Origin of the sequence: Proteus appendicitidis (assembly GCF_030271835.1) — a bacterium.
In the GTDB taxonomy this organism is placed as follows: domain Bacteria; phylum Pseudomonadota; class Gammaproteobacteria; order Enterobacterales; family Enterobacteriaceae; genus Proteus; species Proteus appendicitidis.
The window spans coordinates 2,715,006-2,733,578 of the sequence record NZ_CP127389.1; the positions used below are offsets into that span (position 1 = coordinate 2,715,006).

At 37.0% G+C, this 18,573-nt stretch carries 14 protein-coding genes and 9 tRNA genes; 9 read left to right on the forward strand and 14 right to left on the reverse strand.

Features of this window, described 5'->3' with window-relative positions; all coding sequences use genetic code 11:
- Nucleotides 1-3 precede the first annotated feature (3 nt).
- A complete protein-coding gene (locus QQS39_RS12780; protein ID WP_285804664.1) occupies nucleotides 4-1,050 on the forward strand; it encodes an ABC transporter substrate-binding protein in 1,047 nt (348 codons plus the stop codon).
- Between the two features lie 592 nt (nucleotides 1,051-1,642).
- On the opposite strand, the gene QQS39_RS12785 is transcribed toward QQS39_RS12780, so the two are convergent.
- From QQS39_RS12785 to QQS39_RS12820, 8 genes are all read right to left on the reverse strand, one after another.
- On the reverse strand, nucleotides 1,643-1,945 hold the full coding sequence (locus tag QQS39_RS12785; protein ID WP_088495080.1) for a helix-turn-helix domain-containing protein: 303 nt from the start codon (nucleotides 1,943-1,945) through the stop codon (nucleotides 1,643-1,645).
- Between the two features lie 2,175 nt (nucleotides 1,946-4,120).
- A tRNA-Val gene (locus QQS39_RS12790) sits at nucleotides 4,121-4,196 on the reverse strand.
- A 14-nt stretch (nucleotides 4,197-4,210) separates the two neighbouring features.
- Nucleotides 4,211-4,286: transfer RNA gene (locus tag QQS39_RS12795), tRNA-Lys, on the reverse strand.
- Between the two features lie 40 nt (nucleotides 4,287-4,326).
- Nucleotides 4,327-4,402 (reverse strand) — tRNA-Lys (locus QQS39_RS12800).
- Between the two features lie 38 nt (nucleotides 4,403-4,440).
- A tRNA-Lys gene (locus tag QQS39_RS12805) sits at nucleotides 4,441-4,516 on the reverse strand.
- Between the two features lie 41 nt (nucleotides 4,517-4,557).
- Nucleotides 4,558-4,633: transfer RNA gene (locus QQS39_RS12810), tRNA-Val, on the reverse strand.
- 43 nt (nucleotides 4,634-4,676) lie between these two features.
- Nucleotides 4,677-4,752, reverse strand: a tRNA-Val gene (locus tag QQS39_RS12815).
- Nucleotides 4,753-4,790: 38 nt separating this feature from the next.
- A tRNA-Val gene (locus QQS39_RS12820) sits at nucleotides 4,791-4,866 on the reverse strand.
- Between the two features lie 321 nt (nucleotides 4,867-5,187).
- On the opposite strand from QQS39_RS12820, the gene gltX reads away from it, so the two are divergent.
- The 3 genes from gltX (at nucleotide 5,188) to QQS39_RS12835 (ending at nucleotide 6,942) form a co-directional block, all read left to right on the forward strand.
- On the forward strand, nucleotides 5,188-6,606 hold the full coding sequence (gltX, locus tag QQS39_RS12825) for a glutamate--tRNA ligase (RefSeq protein ID WP_109370941.1): 1,419 nt from the start codon (nucleotides 5,188-5,190) through the stop codon (nucleotides 6,604-6,606).
- Between the two features lie 157 nt (nucleotides 6,607-6,763).
- A tRNA-Ala gene (locus QQS39_RS12830) sits at nucleotides 6,764-6,839 on the forward strand.
- Between the two features lie 27 nt (nucleotides 6,840-6,866).
- Nucleotides 6,867-6,942 (forward strand) — tRNA-Ala (locus QQS39_RS12835).
- 64 nt (nucleotides 6,943-7,006) lie between these two features.
- On the opposite strand, the gene QQS39_RS12840 is transcribed toward QQS39_RS12835, so the two are convergent.
- Entirely contained in the window at nucleotides 7,007-7,759 is a 753-nt protein-coding gene (locus QQS39_RS12840; protein ID WP_285805899.1) for an SDR family NAD(P)-dependent oxidoreductase, read from the reverse strand.
- A 183-nt stretch (nucleotides 7,760-7,942) separates the two neighbouring features.
- On the opposite strand from QQS39_RS12840, the gene QQS39_RS12845 reads away from it, so the two are divergent.
- Nucleotides 7,943-8,383, forward strand: a complete 441-nt coding sequence (locus QQS39_RS12845) for a MarR family winged helix-turn-helix transcriptional regulator (protein ID WP_196569543.1) — start codon at nucleotides 7,943-7,945, stop codon at nucleotides 8,381-8,383.
- Between the two features lie 2 nt (nucleotides 8,384-8,385).
- On the opposite strand, the gene QQS39_RS12850 is transcribed toward QQS39_RS12845, so the two are convergent.
- The 4 genes from QQS39_RS12850 to zipA form a co-directional block, all read right to left on the reverse strand.
- Nucleotides 8,386-8,601 carry a DUF3820 family protein gene (locus QQS39_RS12850; protein ID WP_023581656.1) on the reverse strand — a complete coding sequence of 72 codons (216 nt, stop codon included), beginning with the start codon at nucleotides 8,599-8,601 and terminating at the stop codon, nucleotides 8,386-8,388.
- Nucleotides 8,602-8,763: 162 nt separating this feature from the next.
- The gene (locus QQS39_RS12855) at nucleotides 8,764-9,948 is read right to left on the reverse strand and encodes a NupC/NupG family nucleoside CNT transporter (protein WP_023581655.1); all 1,185 of its coding nucleotides are present in this window, start codon (nucleotides 9,946-9,948) and stop codon (nucleotides 8,764-8,766) included.
- A 227-nt stretch (nucleotides 9,949-10,175) separates the two neighbouring features.
- Nucleotides 10,176-12,203, reverse strand: coding sequence for an NAD-dependent DNA ligase LigA (gene ligA / locus QQS39_RS12860; RefSeq protein ID WP_151435616.1), 2,028 nt, complete (start codon nucleotides 12,201-12,203; stop codon nucleotides 10,176-10,178).
- 58 nt (nucleotides 12,204-12,261) lie between these two features.
- Nucleotides 12,262-13,290 carry a cell division protein ZipA gene (zipA, locus tag QQS39_RS12865; RefSeq protein ID WP_151435617.1) on the reverse strand — a complete coding sequence of 343 codons (1,029 nt, stop codon included), beginning with the start codon at nucleotides 13,288-13,290 and terminating at the stop codon, nucleotides 12,262-12,264.
- Between the two features lie 223 nt (nucleotides 13,291-13,513).
- Here zipA and cysZ point away from each other — a divergent pair, with 223 nt between their 5' ends.
- Nucleotides 13,514-14,284, forward strand: coding sequence for a sulfate transporter CysZ (gene cysZ / locus QQS39_RS12870; RefSeq protein ID WP_285804665.1), 771 nt, complete (start codon nucleotides 13,514-13,516; stop codon nucleotides 14,282-14,284).
- Between the two features lie 112 nt (nucleotides 14,285-14,396).
- On the opposite strand, the gene QQS39_RS12875 is transcribed toward cysZ, so the two are convergent.
- The gene (locus tag QQS39_RS12875; RefSeq protein ID WP_285804666.1) at nucleotides 14,397-14,927 is read right to left on the reverse strand and encodes a hypothetical protein; all 531 of its coding nucleotides are present in this window, start codon (nucleotides 14,925-14,927) and stop codon (nucleotides 14,397-14,399) included.
- 235 nt (nucleotides 14,928-15,162) lie between these two features.
- Here QQS39_RS12875 and cysK point away from each other — a divergent pair, with 235 nt between their 5' ends.
- The 3 genes from cysK to ptsI all read left to right on the forward strand — a co-directional run bounded on the left by cysK (nucleotide 15,163) and on the right by ptsI (nucleotide 18,569).
- Nucleotides 15,163-16,116, forward strand: a complete 954-nt coding sequence (gene cysK / locus QQS39_RS12880) for a cysteine synthase A (protein WP_196735099.1) — start codon at nucleotides 15,163-15,165, stop codon at nucleotides 16,114-16,116.
- A 330-nt stretch (nucleotides 16,117-16,446) separates the two neighbouring features.
- Entirely contained in the window at nucleotides 16,447-16,704 is a 258-nt protein-coding gene (ptsH, locus tag QQS39_RS12885; RefSeq protein WP_006533407.1) for a phosphocarrier protein Hpr, read from the forward strand.
- A 137-nt stretch (nucleotides 16,705-16,841) separates the two neighbouring features.
- Complete coding sequence (gene ptsI / locus QQS39_RS12890) at nucleotides 16,842-18,569, forward strand: phosphoenolpyruvate-protein phosphotransferase PtsI (protein ID WP_023581648.1); 1,728 nt, start codon at nucleotides 16,842-16,844, stop codon at nucleotides 18,567-18,569.
- Nucleotides 18,570-18,573 lie beyond the last annotated feature (4 nt).

The window sequence follows — 18,573 nt, forward strand, 5'->3', positions numbered from 1 at the left end:
AAAATGTATCAAGGGTTTTTCAAAACCCTGTGCATTACGTTACTGGGAGCTTTGGCTCTCAGTATCTCCTTTAATGTACAGGCACAAAGAGTTGTTCAATATTATCAAAACCAATCCATTACGGTTCCTGATTCCCCTGAAAGAGTTGCCACCAGTTGGAATGCGCAAAATGCCATATTAGCGATGCTGGGCGCAGGAGATAAAATTGTTTCGACAACGGATTTAGTTAAAACGATCCCTTTTTTTACGGAAATAGTGCCCGCGATAAAAACGGCCTCTATTTCGAGTAAAGGTAATAACGATACTCTAAATATCGAAACATTAATTGTTAGCCAACCTCAGATCTTTTTTGCAACAGGAAAGCTATCTGATGCACAAATGTCCGCACTAAAAAATGCAGGGATCAGTGTTGCATTATTAAAGTCAGGCTCTATGGATGCATTATTAGAAAGAACATTGATCACGGGTGAGATTTTAGGTTCAAGTAGTCACCAATTAGCAAAAGATTACTTAGTCTACTTTCAGCGTAATAAAGCGCTTGTAAAAAATGCGGTAGGTGAAGTCAGCGCCAATAAACCAATGAAGGTCTATCATGCTTTTGGCTCACCATTAAGAACATCTGGCGCACCTTCATTAAATCATGATTGGATAGCGCTTGCAGGCGGTGTTAACGTTGCAGAGCATTGGTTTGATAATGTGCCAAGCAGAGCTGGCGATGTTTCTTTAGAGCAAGTTATTCATGCCAATCCTGATGTCATTGTCACTATGTATGCAAGAGACACCGAAATCATTAAAAATGCACCTGAATGGCAATCTATTACTGCAGTACGTGAAGGTCGAGTTTATACAAATCCTAAAGGCTTATTTTGGTGGTGCCGTGAAACCACAGAAGAAGCCTTACAATTTTTATGGTTAGCGACTGTTTTATATCCAGAACAAACAGCACATATTGATATCCGTAAAGAAACACAACAGTTCTATAAAACATTTTTTAATATCGCCCTCACCGATCAGCAACTCGAATACATTCTAAAACCTCTCAAAGACTAATTGTTGTTGCCTCTTCATATTCACAATGAAGAGGCAACAATAATCCATTCTAATGTGATATTAACTACTATTATCCATAAATAGTCATTTAATGATAAATATCTAAATTTTGATCTGATCACCTATTTTCACCAACGCACACATTTTGCCTTTATCATATTAAAATTCATTCTTTTTAAATTTATTGGTGTGAAGCGCATAAGTTATACGTTTAATAGCTTCAGAAATGTTATCAGGAGGTGGAATCGTGGTGGGTAATATATGTGGCAATTTTATGGGAAGCTTATTCTAAACAAATATTAATTAGCTGCCTTTTTCTTATACAAATAAATACGAGAATATATTTCTCCAAGCATGAAAGTCTCGGTTCATTTACAATAAAATTATTCTTTTTTTCTTAAAAATTAAAAATTATCATTCTCTATAAACGTAAAATGCCCTAATAAGGGCATTGGTTTCATATAGAGGCTTTATTTTATTCATTAAGAAAATTCTTATTATTAACTGACAAAAGGGGAATATCTGAATATAAGAATTATCTTACTCAATTTAGTTATTCTAAAATGAGTTACTTTCTAATTTAAGAATATTATTAGAAAATAGAGAGAGCCTTGCTATCGAAATGAGCTGGAATATGTTGTTCATTACGCTCAGTTTCTTGAGTCATTCCACCTGTTACTTCTTCAAAGAAGCTACCAATATTAACGCCCAGTACTTCAAGTACTCTAACTAAGCAATCAATATCAATACGGTTTACACCACGCTCATAACGAAATAACTGTTGTTCACTAATATCAATCTCTTTTGCTAACTGAAATACAGTATAACCTTGAGATTTTCTTAATGACTTAATTTTTTGTCCAACTGCATAAGCGACTGGATACTTGCTACTCATAATATTGTTCTCGCTTTTCACTTTGATTGATATCTAATTTTATAATGGTGTGTTCCTGCGCAATAATATGTAAAACTATATATTGTCGAGGACACCTTTTTGTTTTAATAAAATATTATTTTAGTAGATAAGAAATATTACAATTCATAACACGACTTATCATATGTAAATAATATACTACGCATTTAAACACTTTCAACTAGTCAAAAAAAGACAGTGCAAGCACAGTGATTTACTCATACTAGTTAATAATACCTAGGATAGTGGTATATATTCTTTATTTTCATAAAGTTAGAATATTTTCGTTATAAAATTACGCTTTTTTTTCCTTAAACTTTACTCATTAATTAGAATTATTATCTATTACAAGCTTAATTTAAAGTGTGATTGTTTGAATTGTGCAAAAATAAATCAACTTATATCAGTCTAATTTATTTAAAATAATAAATTAACCTCGCAAAGGTAACGATTTTCTTATTTTTATTAAATAGCTTAAGCAATATCAATGAAATCTGATGAGTTTATAAATAAGCAAACATTATACTTTAATTTCAATACATTACAGATATTGCATTAAGATTTAGATATAAATCACACTTTAAACATTTGTTAATTAATTTATATAAGCATAAACACTTACTCTTTCAACTAAATATATTTCAAAATCTACAATTCTTTATTACTCTAGAATAAACAAATTATAGATTTAATTACTCATTTTTTTTGAATTTTTATTAATGAATAACTTATTTTAAGTTTCAATTAGATTGAAAATCTTCTTTATAAAATAGAAAAAAGGTGGATATTAATATAAATATTTTTGTTTTATCAGTAAGTTATTCAAAGGCTACACTTATTACCATAAAAAATGTTCTTTTTATGAGCACACAATACTATTCTTTCTTTTTCACTCAAATACGCGTATTTCGTACATGACAGAAACCGAGTGATCATCGCATATTAAGCTAAATTAATGAGAGAATGAACTATTAAATATCGATTTTAGTATGATCTAATTTTGTTAAAAAATACAAAAATTAATCTTTTTACGTCCTAAGTAATTTCACCTATTCCATATAAGAGTTATTCTTAGTGCAAAATAAACATTAATATTTTTATATAATTTATGTTCCTGTCAAATGCACAATTTTCTCCATTTTTCGCAAAAAATGAAATTAACCACTCCAGGACAAATCAATTACTGATAAAACAAGTGCATTTTGCTTTATATCATTTACTATTCAGTTCATTATGATAAAGATATTGATAAATATCAAACTTAAAAATTAATTTATTTTAATTCATAAAGTTAAGCAAATTATCTTGCTCGATCATATCTTTAAAAAAGAAGAATAAATAAGATAAAACATCATTATATTTTATCTTTCCTCTTGTTAGCACCATCCTATGTTTTATAAAAAGTACGAAAGATTAACTATAAAGCCCTATTTGGGTCTTTTAATCTTCTAAATTTTTTCTTAAAAAATGGGATCTACATATTTTTCAATGCTAACTAAAAATGTTTTAACTTGCTCATTTTATGAGAGATATTGCTCATAAGAAGTGCTCAAATGATTTATAACCGTGTATCTAAGGTTATTTAATTCTATTAATAAACTGGAAATGCCTATATTTACACCTAAAGAGAGTAGAACTTTCTTTTTCAGTTGAAGTAATTTTTTTAATATTTTTAGCTCCAAATAGATACATATTTTCTACCGAACGCCCCTCTTCTAAAATGATTAACTCAACAACAGAAGAGAGATTTCCTTTTTTATAAGCCCTCCATTTTAAATGATAAAAACATGACAAAATGTAAAAAAGCGTAATAAAGAAACCGACTTACGCTCTCTTTTCACAAAAAGTACAATGTAATAACAGGTTAAAACAGTCTTAGAGACTAATAACGCCAAAGGAACAAGATGAGTAGCTAAGGGTATTGCCTTGGGTATATAAAAGGACTAGGAATGCATGTAGGTAAGGATATACGGGTATAAATAAGGCATGCATGAGCTAGGTGATAAAACAGCAGATGTAGATAAACCGATTGAGACTTAAAAGAATACAACTAGACCGCAATAATACAGGTATTAAAAAGACCAAATGGCTATTGTTGCTTGTTTTAAAGAAATACTAGGGAAATAAAGAAGAAGGAATGAAGAAAAGATAAAGAAGTGGTGGGCGGTATTGGGCTCGAACCAACGACCTCCTCCTTGTAAGGGAGATGCTCTACCAACTGAGCTAACCGCCCGCTTGATTATTAAATGGTGGGTCGTGGGCGATTCGAACGCCCGACCAATTGATTAAAAGTCAACTGCTCTACCGACTGAGCTAACGACCCATTTAATAATTTTGCGTAAATCTATAAGTAGCTTTGTGAATGGTGGGTCGTGGGCGATTCGAACGCCCGACCAATTGATTAAAAGTCAACTGCTCTACCGACTGAGCTAACGACCCGTCACAATGTTCACTACTTTATGTTGTATTTTTAGGAATGGTGGGTCGTGGGCGATTCGAACGCCCGACCAATTGATTAAAAGTCAACTGCTCTACCGACTGAGCTAACGACCCATACCTAAATTTGTGATATTGCGCGAAATAACCGGATGAAGTGGTGGGCGGTATTGGGCTCGAACCAACGACCTCCTCCTTGTAAGGGAGATGCTCTACCAACTGAGCTAACCGCCCACTTCATGATGACTAAATTCTCACTACCACGCTTTAATGTAATTGGTGGGCGGTATTGGGCTCGAACCAACGACCTCCTCCTTGTAAGGGAGATGCTCTACCAACTGAGCTAACCGCCCAATTACACTAAATCATACAACTATCACAACGAAAATAATGGTGGGCGGTATTGGGCTCGAACCAACGACCTCCTCCTTGTAAGGGAGATGCTCTACCAACTGAGCTAACCGCCCGTCGTGATGGGGTGCATTATAGGGATACTGCGCTATGAGTCAACGATTTTTATCAGTTTTTTATCGTGAAAATGATCGTTCGTTTTATTTTTAGTCAAGATGCTTTTTTTAGCACCATAAGTGACACAGCAATTAACCAAAGTAATCCTACGGATACTCTTCGTCAAACAAAAAATCATCAATTTGAAAAATTTATCTCTGTTAAAAGCTTAATGCCATTGAGGAATTAGCATCCAGTGATAAAATAAGGCAACCATTTCGTTTTTTTGATAATCACGATTACTTATCTATATATAAGTAAGACGTACAAAGGCAATCCCAATGAGTAAAATAAAAACCCGTTTTGCACCAAGTCCTACTGGCTATCTACATGTTGGTGGTGCGCGTACCGCACTTTATTCCTGGTTATATAGCCGTCATAATAAGGGCGAATTTGTACTGCGTATAGAAGACACCGACTTAGAGCGTTCTACACAGCCAGCCATCGATGCAATCATGGACGGTATGAATTGGTTAAATCTGAATTGGGATGAAGGTCCTTATTATCAGACTAAACGCTTCGATCGCTATAACCAAGTGATTGATCAAATGTTATCTGCGGGTACGGCATACCGTTGCTATTGTTCTAAAGAGCGTTTAGAACAACTACGCGAAGATCAAATGGCGAAAGGTGAAAAACCTCGTTACGATGGTTGTTGCCGTGGCGGTAACCATAATCATAGCGCTGATGAACCTCATGTTGTGCGTTTTTTAAACCCACAAGAAGGTTCTGTTATTTTTGATGACAAAATTCGTGGCCCTATTGAATTTAGCAACCAAGAACTTGACGATCTGATTATTCGTCGTACTGATGGTTCTCCAACTTATAACTTCTGTGTTGTTATTGATGACTGGGATATGGAAATCACTCATGTTATTCGTGGTGAAGATCATATCAATAACACACCTCGCCAAATCAATATTCTCAAAGCATTAGGTGCTCCTGTACCTGAATATGCTCACGTATCAATGATTTTAGGTGATGATGGTAAAAAACTATCTAAACGTTACAACGCAGTCAGCGTAATGCAATATCGTGATGACGGCTATTTACCTGAAGCACTATTAAACTACTTAGTACGTTTAGGCTGGTCTCATGGTGACCAAGAGATCTTTACGATTGATGAAATGATTGAACACTTCACTTTAGAAGCTATCAGTAAATCAGCAAGCGCATTTAATACTGATAAACTACTTTGGTTAAACCATCACTACATCAATACATTGCCAGCAGAGAAAGTTGCGGTTCATTTAGATTGGCATATCAAACAGCAAAATATTGATACCAGCAATGGTCCATCATTAGTGGAGCTGATCAAATTATTAGGCGAACGTTGCAAAACATTAAAAGAGATGGCTGAAAGTTGCCATTACTTCTATGTTGATTTCGAAACCTTTGAAGAAGCTGCTGCGAAAAAACATTTACGCCCAGTTGCTCGTCAACCATTAGAAGTTGTTCGCGATAAGTTATCAGCAATTACAGAATGGACGGCTGAAAATGTTCACCAAGCCATTCAAGATACCGCTGATGAATTAGAAGTGGGTATGGGTAAAGTAGGTATGCCGTTACGTGTTGCTGTAACAGGTGCCGGTCAATCTCCTGGCTTAGATGTTACCGTTCATGCTATTGGTAAAACACGTAGCATTGCACGTATTAATAAAGCATTAGACTTTATTACTGAAAGAGAAAACCAAGCTTAACTTACTCGTTAATCTTACTTATTAAGAAAGATACATTCCTCAAATAGCGAATGTATCTTTTTTTTGTACTCTTTTTCAGCAATCAATAAATAATGTGAGATTAACTGATTGACAGTATTGTGCTTGTTGCCTATTATCAAGCCCGTTCCAGTATGTTGGGGCTATAGCTCAGTTGGGAGAGCGCTTGCATGGCATGCAAGAGGTCAGCGGTTCGATCCCGCTTAGCTCCACCAATATACTTCTAGAACAATCCAATATGTGGGGTTATAGCTCAGTTGGGAGAGCGCTTGCATGGCATGCAAGAGGTCAACGGTTCGATCCCGTTTAGCTCCACCAGAATTTTAAGATCCTGAAGAGAAATCTTCGGGATTTTTTGTTTTCTACTCCCCTTTATTTATTTCTATTGTGCAGTATAACCTCCATCAATGGCATAAAATGCTCCAGTGGAAAAACTGCTCTCATCTGAAAGTAAAAAAGCGACTGTTTTAGCAACTTCTTCTCTAGTTGCCATTCGTTTCATTGGGTGTGTGTTTGCCATCCATTCACGTACTTCATCGGGTAACATTTGCATTCTTGGCGTATCGACATAACCAGGTCCAACCGCATTGATCCTTATTCCTTTATCTGCAAACTCAAGCGCAGCTGAACGAGTGATCCCTAATACAGCGTGTTTAGCCGCTGTATATGCTGAAATCCCCGCAATCCCCACAATGCCATTAGATGAAGAAAGATTCACAACACTTCCTCCCCCGCTTTTTAATATTGCAGGGATGCCATATTTCAAGCCATAAAATACGCCATTGATATCTGTATCAATTACAGCTTTCCAATCTTCAATCTCATAATCCACAATAGATGTATTATGAGGTCCCGTGATCCCAGCATTATTAACCAAGCCATGTAATGCTCCTGCTTGAGCGATGATAATTTCAATCATTTCTTTTACTTGAGAAAATGAGGTCATATCAGCCTGTAACGCAATGACTTTCTTACCAGCTATATCAATAGAACGTGCTGTTTTTGTTACTTCCTCTAAATGCCGACCTGTAATAAAAACCGTAGCACCACGTTGAAATAGTAATTGTGCAATGCCTTCACCTACACCTGTACTTGCGCCAGTGACTAAAATCACTTTATCTTTAAAATAATCCATCATTTCGACTTTACCTCTTATCAATTACATCAAGTTTTATCAGGCAACCGCAAAATAATTAACCAAAGTTAACTATATGCCATATTATTTGATTAACTTTAGTTAATCAATATAAAGTTTATTCACAATGAATGACCTGATAATATTAACTTTAGTTAACATAATTCATAAGATGGCGTATTTATGGAAAAGAGTGATTTAGAAAATGCATTGTCATTATTACAATGCACATTAGTCGCACAACGAACCCGTTATACCCCAGAGCAAGTTACTTGGGGTCAATATGATATTTTAGAATTATTGCGCTTACGTGGTGACTTAACCCCTTCTCAATTAAGTGACTCGTTGGCAATTTCAAGACAAAATTTATCGAAATTTATGCGGGGATTAAAATCTTTAGGATTTATTGCTCAAAATCGTTCAGAAAAAGACAAGCGTGAGTTTATTACCCATTTAACGAATGAAGGTCACGCTTTTTTAGCAAGAGCAGCATTAGGTCGAAAACAAAATGCAGAGAAAATAAGTAAATGTTTAACGCTCGGAGAACAAACATTATTTATTGAATTAAGTCAGAAAATTATTAATGCATTAACACCTGAAAAATCAGGTATGGATAATAATTAACTTCACCGCTTTAATGGCTTTAATAGCCCTTCTAAACCTTCAATTTTAATTGCTAAGGTCATCTCCATGAGTTGGCCAAGCTTACCTTCAGGAAACTCGCCTTTCTTTGCAAACCACAATAAATACTCTTCAGGTAAATCAACTAGCATACGCCCTTTGTACTTACCAAATGGCATTTGTGTGTTTGCTATATCGATAAGGTGCTGTTTCTCTAGCATGTTCTCTACCACGTTGTCATTGAAGGAATAGAACCGATTATAGGGCAATTTAAAGATAAAAAAAGCAGTACCCGAAGGTACTGCTTGATTTTCTATCACTTGATTAGTGACTCAGTTTACATTGTTATTTTGTTCACATGCTATTTGTTTTATCTTCAGAGATTAAACAAACAGACCTGCAATAGCTGCTGATAAGAAGCTTACCAATGTAGAGCCAAACAGTAATTTCAGACCGAAACGAGACACAACGTTACCTTGTACTTCGTTTAGACCTTTAATCGCACCTGCAACAATCCCGATTGAAGAGAAGTTAGCAAATGAAACTAAGAATACAGATAAGATACCAACAGAGCGTGGTGAAATTTCAGCAGCGATATCTTGTAAGCTACCCATTGCAACGAATTCGTTAGACACTAATTTAGTTGCCATAACACTACCAACACGTAATGCATCTTGCTCTGGCACGCCAATAACCCATGCTAATGGATAGAAAACGTAACCTAAACAATCTTGGAAGCTAATACCGAAAATCATGCTGAAAATCGCATTCACTGCTGCGATTAATGCAATGAAACCAATCAGCATTGCAGCAACGATTAATGCCACTTTGAAACCTGCTAAGATGTATTCGCCTAACATTTCAAAGAAGCTTTGACCTTCATGCAGATTACCCATTTGAATATCTTCTTCATTCTCAACAGAGTATGGGTTAATCACAGAAAGGACGATAAAGGTACTGAACATATTCAGTACTAGAGCAGCAACGACATACTTTGGATCTAGCATTGTCATGTATGCACCAACAATTGACATTGATACGGTTGACATTGCTGTTGCAGCCATAGTGTACATACGACGCTGAGACATTTTGCCTAATACATCTTTATAGGCAATAAAGTTCTCTGATTGACCAAGAACCAGTGAGCTAACTGCGTTGAATGATTCCAATTTCCCCATACCGTTCACTTTAGAAAGTACAGTACCGATAATGCGGATCACGAAAGGTAATACTTTGATATGCTGAAGAATACCAATTAATGCAGAAATAAAGATAATTGGACATAAAACATTCAGGAAGAAGAATGCTAAACCACCTTTCATCATGCCACCGAATACGAATTCAGTACCTTGTGCGGCATAACCTAATAAGTGATCAAATAATCCAGCGAAGCCACGAACAAAGCCTTCACCAACATCAGAGTTGAGGAAGAACCATGCTAATGCGATTTCAATAACTAATAACTGCACGATATAACGCAGACGGATCCCTTTGCGGTTGTTACTCGCAACGAATGCTAATGCGCCAATAACGGCGAGTGCTAAAACGAAGTGAATGATAGAGGACATGCATGCTCCAAAAATAAAAATAAATCTTGTAGAGCATTTTATGTAACGCGTAACATTAGGATGTGACTATTGTCACAATCTCATGAAACCGCATACACACTATTTATTAAATAAGATAGGTTGATCACACTTTGAAAGTTACTTAAGAAACATAAAATGTAAATTTGACTTAAGTAAAAATGCCACTGAGAAGGTTTCCCAGTAGCATTTATTAAATATTAGAATGATTATTTTGATTGATCAAGTAATCGTATCATTTCATCTTCATCGATAACAGTTATCCCTAACTCATTAGCTTTCACTAACTTAGAGCCTGCGGCTTCACCCGCAATCACCATATCGGTTTTTTTAGAAACGCTTCCGCTCACTTTTGCGCCTAACGCGACTAATCTGTCTTTTGCTTCATCACGCGTTAACTGTGAAAGTGACCCCGTTAACACAACAGTTTTACCCGCAAAAGGATTATCGCCCGCTTCATGAGCCACAATAATAGGCGCTTGCCATGTAATACCGGCATCATTGATCAATTGTTCAATAACCGTTCTATTGTGTTCCTCTTGGAAAAAATTAACGACATGTTTAGCCACAACATCGCCTACATCAGGGACTGATTTTAGCGCTTCTACATCTGCATTTCGTAATGCATCAAGCGTTGAGAAATGTGTTGTCAGTCCACTTGCGGTTGCTTCGCCAACTTCTCGGATACCAAGTGCATAAATAAAACGCGCAAATGTCGTTGATTTAGCCTTATCTAAAGCAGTGATCAGTTTTTTAGCTGATTTTTCGCCCATTCGTTCTAAACCAGATAAGATTTTTTCATCTAAGCGGAAGAGATCTGCTGGCGTTTTGACATATTCTTTCTCAACCAGTTGGTCGATAATTTTATCGCCCATTCCATCCACATCCATAGCTCGACGTGAAACAAAATGTTTAAGTGCTTCTTTGCGTTGCGCTCCACAAATTAAGCCACCAGTACAACGTGCAACAGCTTCACCTTCAATGCGCTCAACATCAGAATCACAAATAGGACAATGTGTCGGAAAAATAATTTCTTGAGCATCATCAGGGCGCTTCTCTTCAATCACACTGACAACCTGAGGAATAACATCACCTGCTCGACGAATAACTACTGTATCGCCAATACGTATCCCTAAACGTTCAATTTCATCAGCATTGTGTAACGTTGCATTACTCACAACAACACCTGCAACCTGAACAGGTTCTAAACGTGCAACAGGCGTAATAGCGCCAGTACGCCCTACTTGAAATTCGACATCTTTGATAATCGTCATTTGCTCTTGAGCTTGGAATTTATAAGCAATAGCCCAACGCGGCGCTCTTGAGACAAAACCTAGCTCTTCTTGCAGTGCAATATCATCAACTTTGATAACAACACCATCAATATCAAAACCTAAATTAGGGCGAACTTCTTCTACATGGCGATAAAAATCAAGCACTGCCTTGCTGCCTGTACAAAGTTTTACCGCATCGCTAACGGGTAATCCCCATTTTTTAAATTGTTGTAGGCGCTCATAGTGGCTTGTAGGTAATTCGCCCCCCTCAAGGACACCGACACCATAACAGAAAAAGGTTAATGGACGTTTTGCTGTAATACGAGGATCAAGCTGTCTTAATGAGCCGGCTGCGGCATTACGAGGGTTAGCAAAAACTTTTCCGCCTGTGCGACGCGCTTCCTCGTTTAAATATTCAAAGCCTTTTTCATTCATAAAGACTTCACCACGAATTTCAATACGAGCAGGAATGTCTTCACCATATAAACGTAGTGGAATGGCTTTGATTGTTCTCACATTCTCCGTGATATTTTCCCCTGTTGTACCATCACCACGCGTTGCAGCTTGTACTAATACTCCATTTTCATAAAGTAAACTGACTGCCAATCCATCTAATTTTAATTCACAACAGAAAGTGATCTCTTCATTATTTTTTAAACGATCACGTAAACGCTTATCAAAAGCCAGATAGCTTGTTTCATCAAAAGCATTATCTAAGGAGAGCATCGGAATTTCATGTCTCACTTGCTCAAATGCCGTTAGAGGTAAAGCACCAACTCGCTGTGTAGGCGAATCAGAGGTAATTAATTCGGGGTATTCAGCTTCTAATGCTTTTAGCTCATTCATTAAGCGATCGTATTCAGCATCAGGTATTTCAGGTGCGTCCATGACATGATAGAGATATTCATGGTGACGTAGAGTAACGCGAAGTTTATCAATTTTTTGTTGAGTGTTTTTATTCATGATTATCACCAAAGAAGAAAAACCCCCGCAAGCGGGGGCTTTTTTTACAGATATAAAGCTATTGATTTAAATCTAGCGTCCTGCGAATTCTAGATTTATAAAGCTCGATTTTTTGTGGCGTTAAGAGCTTGCGTTCATCATCCAGCACAACACCACCTACGTCAGATGCTATACGTTGAGCCGTAAGTAACATCAATTTAAAGTTTTGGTTAGCATCACCATAAGATGGCACCATCATAAACATCGATACACCAGGTGTTGTTAATTCAGCCATTGTATCAATGTTAAATGTTCCTGGTTTCACCATATTCGCTAAACTAAACAACACAGGTCCATTAGCAGTTGGATTGAGATGGCGATGGAAAATATTCATTTCGCCAAACTGGAAGCCAGCTTGAATGATACTCTGCATCAACGCTTCACCATCCAGCATTTGACCATGATGTGCGCTTACGTTTAGAACAATAACCAGCTCTTTCTCTGCTTCTGTTGCTTGCGAAGCAGATTCAACTTTTGGCTCTTCAGCCGGAGCATGATGCGAAGCCTCAGTTTCAACAGGAGTCATATGAGCCGTTGTTTCTGAAATTGAAGGCTCTAAACTCGCAGAAGGGCTTACTGTATTAACGTGTGATTTTACTTCACTCGCAACATTCGCCACAGGTTCTTGTTTTGGCTCATCCCTAACAATCGGTACAGGCTCTTTTTCAATAACATCAAAAACACCAAGACTTGGCTCTTGCTGTAATGAAGTATCGTGAGAACTCCCTTTTGTTTGGCTTTCAGACATTAATGGATCTCTATCTGCCACTGAAATTTCAGGTTCATGTAGAGGCTCCGATTTTATCGGTGGCTCACTCTCCCGCTTTTCAGTAGAGGATAAAGTTGATGTCTGATGACTAACCTCAGCATATTGTGGTTCGTCATCGTTCTCATCTGACTGATAATTCTGTTTCTGACGTTTTACTGGGCGATTACGGAAAAGCTTAGAACGCTCTTTTCGACCAATCCATAAGCCGTGTAATAACAAAGCTATGATTAAAATCGCACCAACAACGATTAATATCAGACGCAAATTTTGCTGCATCATTTCTATCTCTGTTGTCTTGAGGTTTAATAGCCACGTTGGCAAATATTACTTTTTACTAAGAGTATTTGCCAATGCTCATAAGTGCAAGCCAATACTTAATTTTCTTGTCACAAAGATACACACATCAATCTCTTATGCGCGTTTTTTAGACAATTCATGACTAGTAAGGCTGATTATCTCCCTATATGATACTAGCTTGCCCTCACTGGAGAGAATAGGAAGTATGACAAATTTGACAGAAACGAATAAAAATTTAAATGGATTTCATTATTTTGCTCTTGGTTGGCGTTTAATTACACGCAAAGGGCTGAAGCGTTTTGTTATCTTACCCTTACTTGCCAATATTATTATTCTCGGAAGCGCCTTTTGGTGGTTATATGGTCAAATTGGTAGCATGGTCAATTGGATGATGGAAAAAGTTCCTGATTGGTTACAATGGTTGAGTTATTTGATCTGGCCACTATCCGTTATTTTTATCTTACTCGTATTCACTTATTTCTTTAGTACCTTAGCCAATATTATCGCTTCTCCGTTTAATGGATTATTAGCTGAAAAATTAGAAGGTCAAATAACTGGCGTTACCCCACCCGATACGGGTGTTACAGGTATATTGAAAGATATTCCACGTATTTTAAAACGTGAGTTAACTAAAATAGCTTATTATTTACCTCGCGCTATTGTCTTGTTATTGCTCTATTTTATTCCTGCTATCGGACAAACCGTTGCGCCTGTTTTATGGTTTGCTTTTGGTGCTTGGATGATGGCAATTCAATATAATGACTTCCCATTTGATAACCACAAAATTTCATTTGCAGCGATGAAATCTTCGCTTAAACAGGATAAATGGAATAATCTTCAATTTGGTATGGTTATTAATATTTTTACCATGATCCCTATTTTAAATTTAGTCATCATGCCAGTTGCTATCTGTGGTGCAACCGCAATGTGGTGCGATCGTTATCGTAAACAGCATGTGCAAGATGGGCAGTGGTAAACCTCATTTAGTCATATCTCGATAAATATGAAAAACCCCGTTTTATTTAAGACGGGGTTTTATTTTATGCTTTTTTCTAAAACGTGATGTGGCTTATTTGTTGTTAATCATACTACTCAATTAATGAACGAATATAATCTTTCGTTTCTTCTCTATCCATCGGCTCACGCTCATTAATACCTATTTCAAAGATATTTAATGCGCCATCTAGTTTTTCAATTAACTCTTCATCATCTCGAATACAGAAAATATAAGCATTTTCAAACGGAGTGAGATCGACCAATCGTAACCCTTTTTCTGTCAAAAAGTGGTTAATATATTCCAAATAAGGTAGTTCATAAGGCAACATATAAGGGTCTACACTCGCCTCATCCCAATCAATATTTTCAACTTGAGATAAAATCAACGCACTCGGTGATTCAGACAAAGAGACGTGCTCTAACGATTTTAGATCAGGAATATCGCCAAAATATTCTGTCCACTCCACATAATCCATTAATCCTTGAGCTGAGAGTGATTCATATAGCCAATTAAGGACATCTTCTTGAGCATCTGACTCAGGTAAATTTTCACGCAAAGCTTGCGCATCTAATTCAGGCACAGCAAGTTCAAGCGCACTAATCAACTCTTCAATGGTTTCCATTATGACCCCTGTATTTGCAGTAAATGTGGTTAAAAATAGATTATCAGTCATCAATATACTGTACATCTCTTGATTTATTAATTTGTGAATCGTCTCACTGACTCTTGATTAGAACCTTTTGGAATAAAAATATAAAAAAGTTATAAGTATATTCATAAAGCTTATTTCCATCTTTAGTTTGATGGCGTATGGTAATTTCATCTGACCTTATAAAAATCATGTACCGAGGATAAAAATGAGTAAGATTTTCGAAGACAACTCGCAAACTATTGGACACACTCCCTTAATTCGCTTAAAGCATTTCGGAAATGGCAACATTCTGGCTAAAGTGGAATCTCGTAACCCAAGCTTCAGTGTAAAATGCCGTATCGGTGCCAACATGATTTGGGATGCAGAAAAGAAAGGCATTCTTAAAGAAGGCGTGGAGCTTGTAGAACCGACTAGTGGTAATACTGGGATTGCGCTGGCTTATGTTGCAGCAGCTCGTGGTTACAAATTAACTCTGACGATGCCAGATACCATGAGTATCGAACGCCGTAAATTGCTCAAAGCATTAGGTGCTAATTTAGTGCTGACTGAAGGCGCAAAAGGCATGAAAGGTGCCATTGATAAAGCCAATGAAATTCGCGATAGCGATCCTAAACGTTACCTGTTACTACAACAATTTAGTAATCCAGCTAACCCTGAAATTCATGAAAAAACCACAGGCCCAGAAATCTGGAATGATACTGATGGTGAAGTCGGTGCTGTTATTGCTGGTGTTGGCACTGGTGGTACGATTACAGGTATTGGTCGCTATTTGAAAAAGACACAAGGTAAAGCAGTAACTATGGTTGCTGTTGAACCAGCAGGCTCTCCTGTTATCACGCAAGCTTTAGCTGGAGAAGAAATTAAACCGGGTCCACATAAAATCCAAGGTATCGGAGCTGGCTTTATTCCTGAAAACCTAGATTTATCGTTACTGGATCGTGTTATTCAAATCACTAATGAAGAAGCCTTTGATACTGCTCGTGAACTTATGACTAAAGAAGGTATTCTTGCTGGTATTTCTTCAGGTGCAGCTATTGCAGCAGCAGTAAAACTGGCAAAAGAGCCAGAATTTGCAAATAAAGAAATTGTGGTTATTTTACCTTCTTCAGGTGAGCGTTATTTAAGCACCCCACTTTTCGCTGACATTTCTGATAGCTAAATCGCGTCATCTCAATTGTAAAATATTTATTAAAAAAGCACCTCAACGGTGCTTTTTTTGTGGTAGAGATCAAAGTTTGTCACCCAAACAGGTGATTTATTTCTTCGAGTTTAGTATTTAATCAATTAATTATTTCGAAGGTCGAAATTAATCAGAAAATAACCGAGACGACAAAACTAGCTCTTTTATCTTTCTGAACACTATTTTTATCAGATGACGCTTTACGACTTAATATTATCTGATATTGCTACGCAAAGCAGGACAAATTCATCTACACTTACTAAGTCCTGACTTAATGTGAACAATTGAGTTATAAAAGGAAAAAATCCTATGTACCAGCAAGAAGTTACTATTACAGCACCAAACGGCTTACATACTCGTCCTGCAGCACAATTTGTAAAAGAAGCCAAAACATTCTCTTCTGATATCACGCTTATCTCTAGTGGTAAATCTGCCAGTGCTAAGAGCCTTTTCAAATTACAAACTTTAGGCTTAACCCAAGGTACTGTTGTAACTATCTCTGCTGAAGGCGAAGATGAAAAACAAGCTGTTGAAGCATTGGTAAAATTAATGGCGGAATTAGAGTAATTCGCGATTAAGTATTAACGCAGTATTTATTCCCCTGAAACCATTCAGGGGAGTTAATTTCAATGATGATTTTAAAACAACAGTATTTTGCAATCCTATTCTTTTAAGATTATCACCAGCAAGTCGTAGGATAAATTATGATTTCAGGAATTTTAGCGTCACCCGGTATCGCATTTGGTCAAACCCTTCTTCTCAAAGAAGAACCAATCATCATTAGCCAACGTAAGATCCAAAGTGATGAAATTGAGAATCAAATCGAACGCTTTAAAGACGGTCGTAACAAATCTGCACAACAACTAGAAATTATTAAAGAGCGTGCTGAGAAGAATCTTGGTGCGGATAAAGCCGAAATCTTTGAAGGCCATATCATGTTGCTAGAAGATGAAGAGTTGGAACAAGAAATTGTTACTCTTATCAAAAGTGACAAAAAAACGGCTGAAGCTGCTGTTCAATCTGTTATTGAAGATCAAGCAACCGCATTAGAAGCATTAGATGACGAATATCTAAAAGAGCGTGCGGCTGACGTTCGTGATATTGGTAAACGCTTAATGCGCAATATCTTAGAGATGCCAATTATCGATTTAAGCGCTATCTCAGAAAAAGTTATTTTAGTTGCAACTGACCTTACCCCTTCTGAAACTGCGCAATTAAGCTTAGACAACGTATTAGGTTTTATCACTGACTTAGGTGGTAGAACATCTCACACTTCTATCATGGCTCGTTCATTAGAAATTCCAGCTATCGTGGGAACATCTAATGCGACACAAACCATTAAAAAAGACGATTATCTTGTTCTTGATGCGATTAATAACAAAATCATTATTAATCCATCAGATGAGGAACTCGAAACATTAAAAGCTATCAAAGAAGAGTACCTGCACGAAAAAGAAGAATTAGCAAAACTCAAAGACTTACCTGCTATTACGCTTGATGGGCATCAAGTTGAAGTTTGCGCTAATATTGGTACAGTTCGAGATGTTGCTGGTGCAGAACGTAACGGTGCTGAAGGTGTTGGTCTGTATCGTACTGAATTCTTATTTATGGATAGAGACTCTTTACCAACAGAAGATGAGCAATTCCAAGCCTATAAAGCGGTAGCTGAAGCAGTAGGAAGCCCAGCGGTCATTATTCGTACTATGGATATTGGTGGCGATAAAGACTTACCTTACATGAACCTACCAAAAGAAGAGAACCCATTCTTAGGCTGGCGTGCAATTCGTATTTGTCTTGACCGTAAAGAGATCCTTCATCCGCAATTACGTGCTATCTTAAGAGCATCTGCTTTTGGTAAACTACGTATTATGTTTCCAATGATTATCTCTGTTGAAGAGATCCGTGCATTGAAAGCAGAACTTGAAATACTGAAAAGCCAGCTTCGTGAAGAAAAGAAAGCTTTTGATGAATCTATTGAAGTCGGTGTGATGGTAGAAACCCCAGCCGCAGCAGTGATGGCTCGTCATATGGCAAAAGAAGTTGACTTTTTTAGTATTGGGACTAACGATCTAACACAATATACTCTGGCTGTAGACCGTGGAAATGAGCTGATATCTCATCTATATAATCCAATGTCACCTGCAGTACTCAACCTGATAAAACAGGTGATTGATGCATCACATGCTGAAGGTAAATGGACTGGAATGTGTGGTGAACTTGCTGGAGATGAACGAGCAACATTGCTCCTTCTCGGCATGGGATTAGATGAGTTTAGTATGAGTGCTATTTCAATTCCTCGCATCAAAAAAGTAATTCGTAATGCAAATTACGATGATGCAAGAGCACTAGCAGAGCAAGCACTTGCTCAGCCAACTGCAAAAGAATTGATGGACTTAGTAGAAACTTTTACTAAAGAAAAGACACTGTGCTAATCGC

Coding starts and splice junctions, on each gene's coding strand:
- QQS39_RS12855 (WP_023581655.1), bottom strand. CDS start 9,948: ATGTCCTCTATCATTCACTTCGTTTTAGCACTCGCCGTTATTGGCGCA.
- cysZ (WP_285804665.1), top strand. CDS start 13,514: ATGACAAATTTGACAGAAACGAATAAAAATTTAAATGGATTTCATTAT.
- zipA (WP_151435617.1), bottom strand. CDS start 13,290: ATGATGCAGCAAAATTTGCGTCTGATATTAATCGTTGTTGGTGCGATT.
- QQS39_RS12875 (WP_285804666.1), bottom strand. CDS start 14,927: ATGGAAACCATTGAAGAGTTGATTAGTGCGCTTGAACTTGCTGTGCCT.
- ptsI (WP_023581648.1), top strand. CDS start 16,842: ATGATTTCAGGAATTTTAGCGTCACCCGGTATCGCATTTGGTCAAACC.
- QQS39_RS12785 (WP_088495080.1), bottom strand. CDS start 1,945: ATGAGTAGCAAGTATCCAGTCGCTTATGCAGTTGGACAAAAAATTAAG.
- QQS39_RS12780 (WP_285804664.1), top strand. CDS start 4: ATGTATCAAGGGTTTTTCAAAACCCTGTGCATTACGTTACTGGGAGCT.
- QQS39_RS12845 (WP_196569543.1), top strand. CDS start 7,943: ATGGAAAAGAGTGATTTAGAAAATGCATTGTCATTATTACAATGCACA.
- QQS39_RS12850 (WP_023581656.1), bottom strand. CDS start 8,601: ATGCTAGAGAAACAGCACCTTATCGATATAGCAAACACACAAATGCCA.
- cysK (WP_196735099.1), top strand. CDS start 15,163: ATGAGTAAGATTTTCGAAGACAACTCGCAAACTATTGGACACACTCCC.
- ptsH (WP_006533407.1), top strand. CDS start 16,447: ATGTACCAGCAAGAAGTTACTATTACAGCACCAAACGGCTTACATACT.
- gltX (WP_109370941.1), top strand. CDS start 5,188: ATGAGTAAAATAAAAACCCGTTTTGCACCAAGTCCTACTGGCTATCTA.
- QQS39_RS12840 (WP_285805899.1), bottom strand. CDS start 7,759: ATGGATTATTTTAAAGATAAAGTGATTTTAGTCACTGGCGCAAGTACA.
- ligA (WP_151435616.1), bottom strand. CDS start 12,203: ATGAATAAAAACACTCAACAAAAAATTGATAAACTTCGCGTTACTCTA.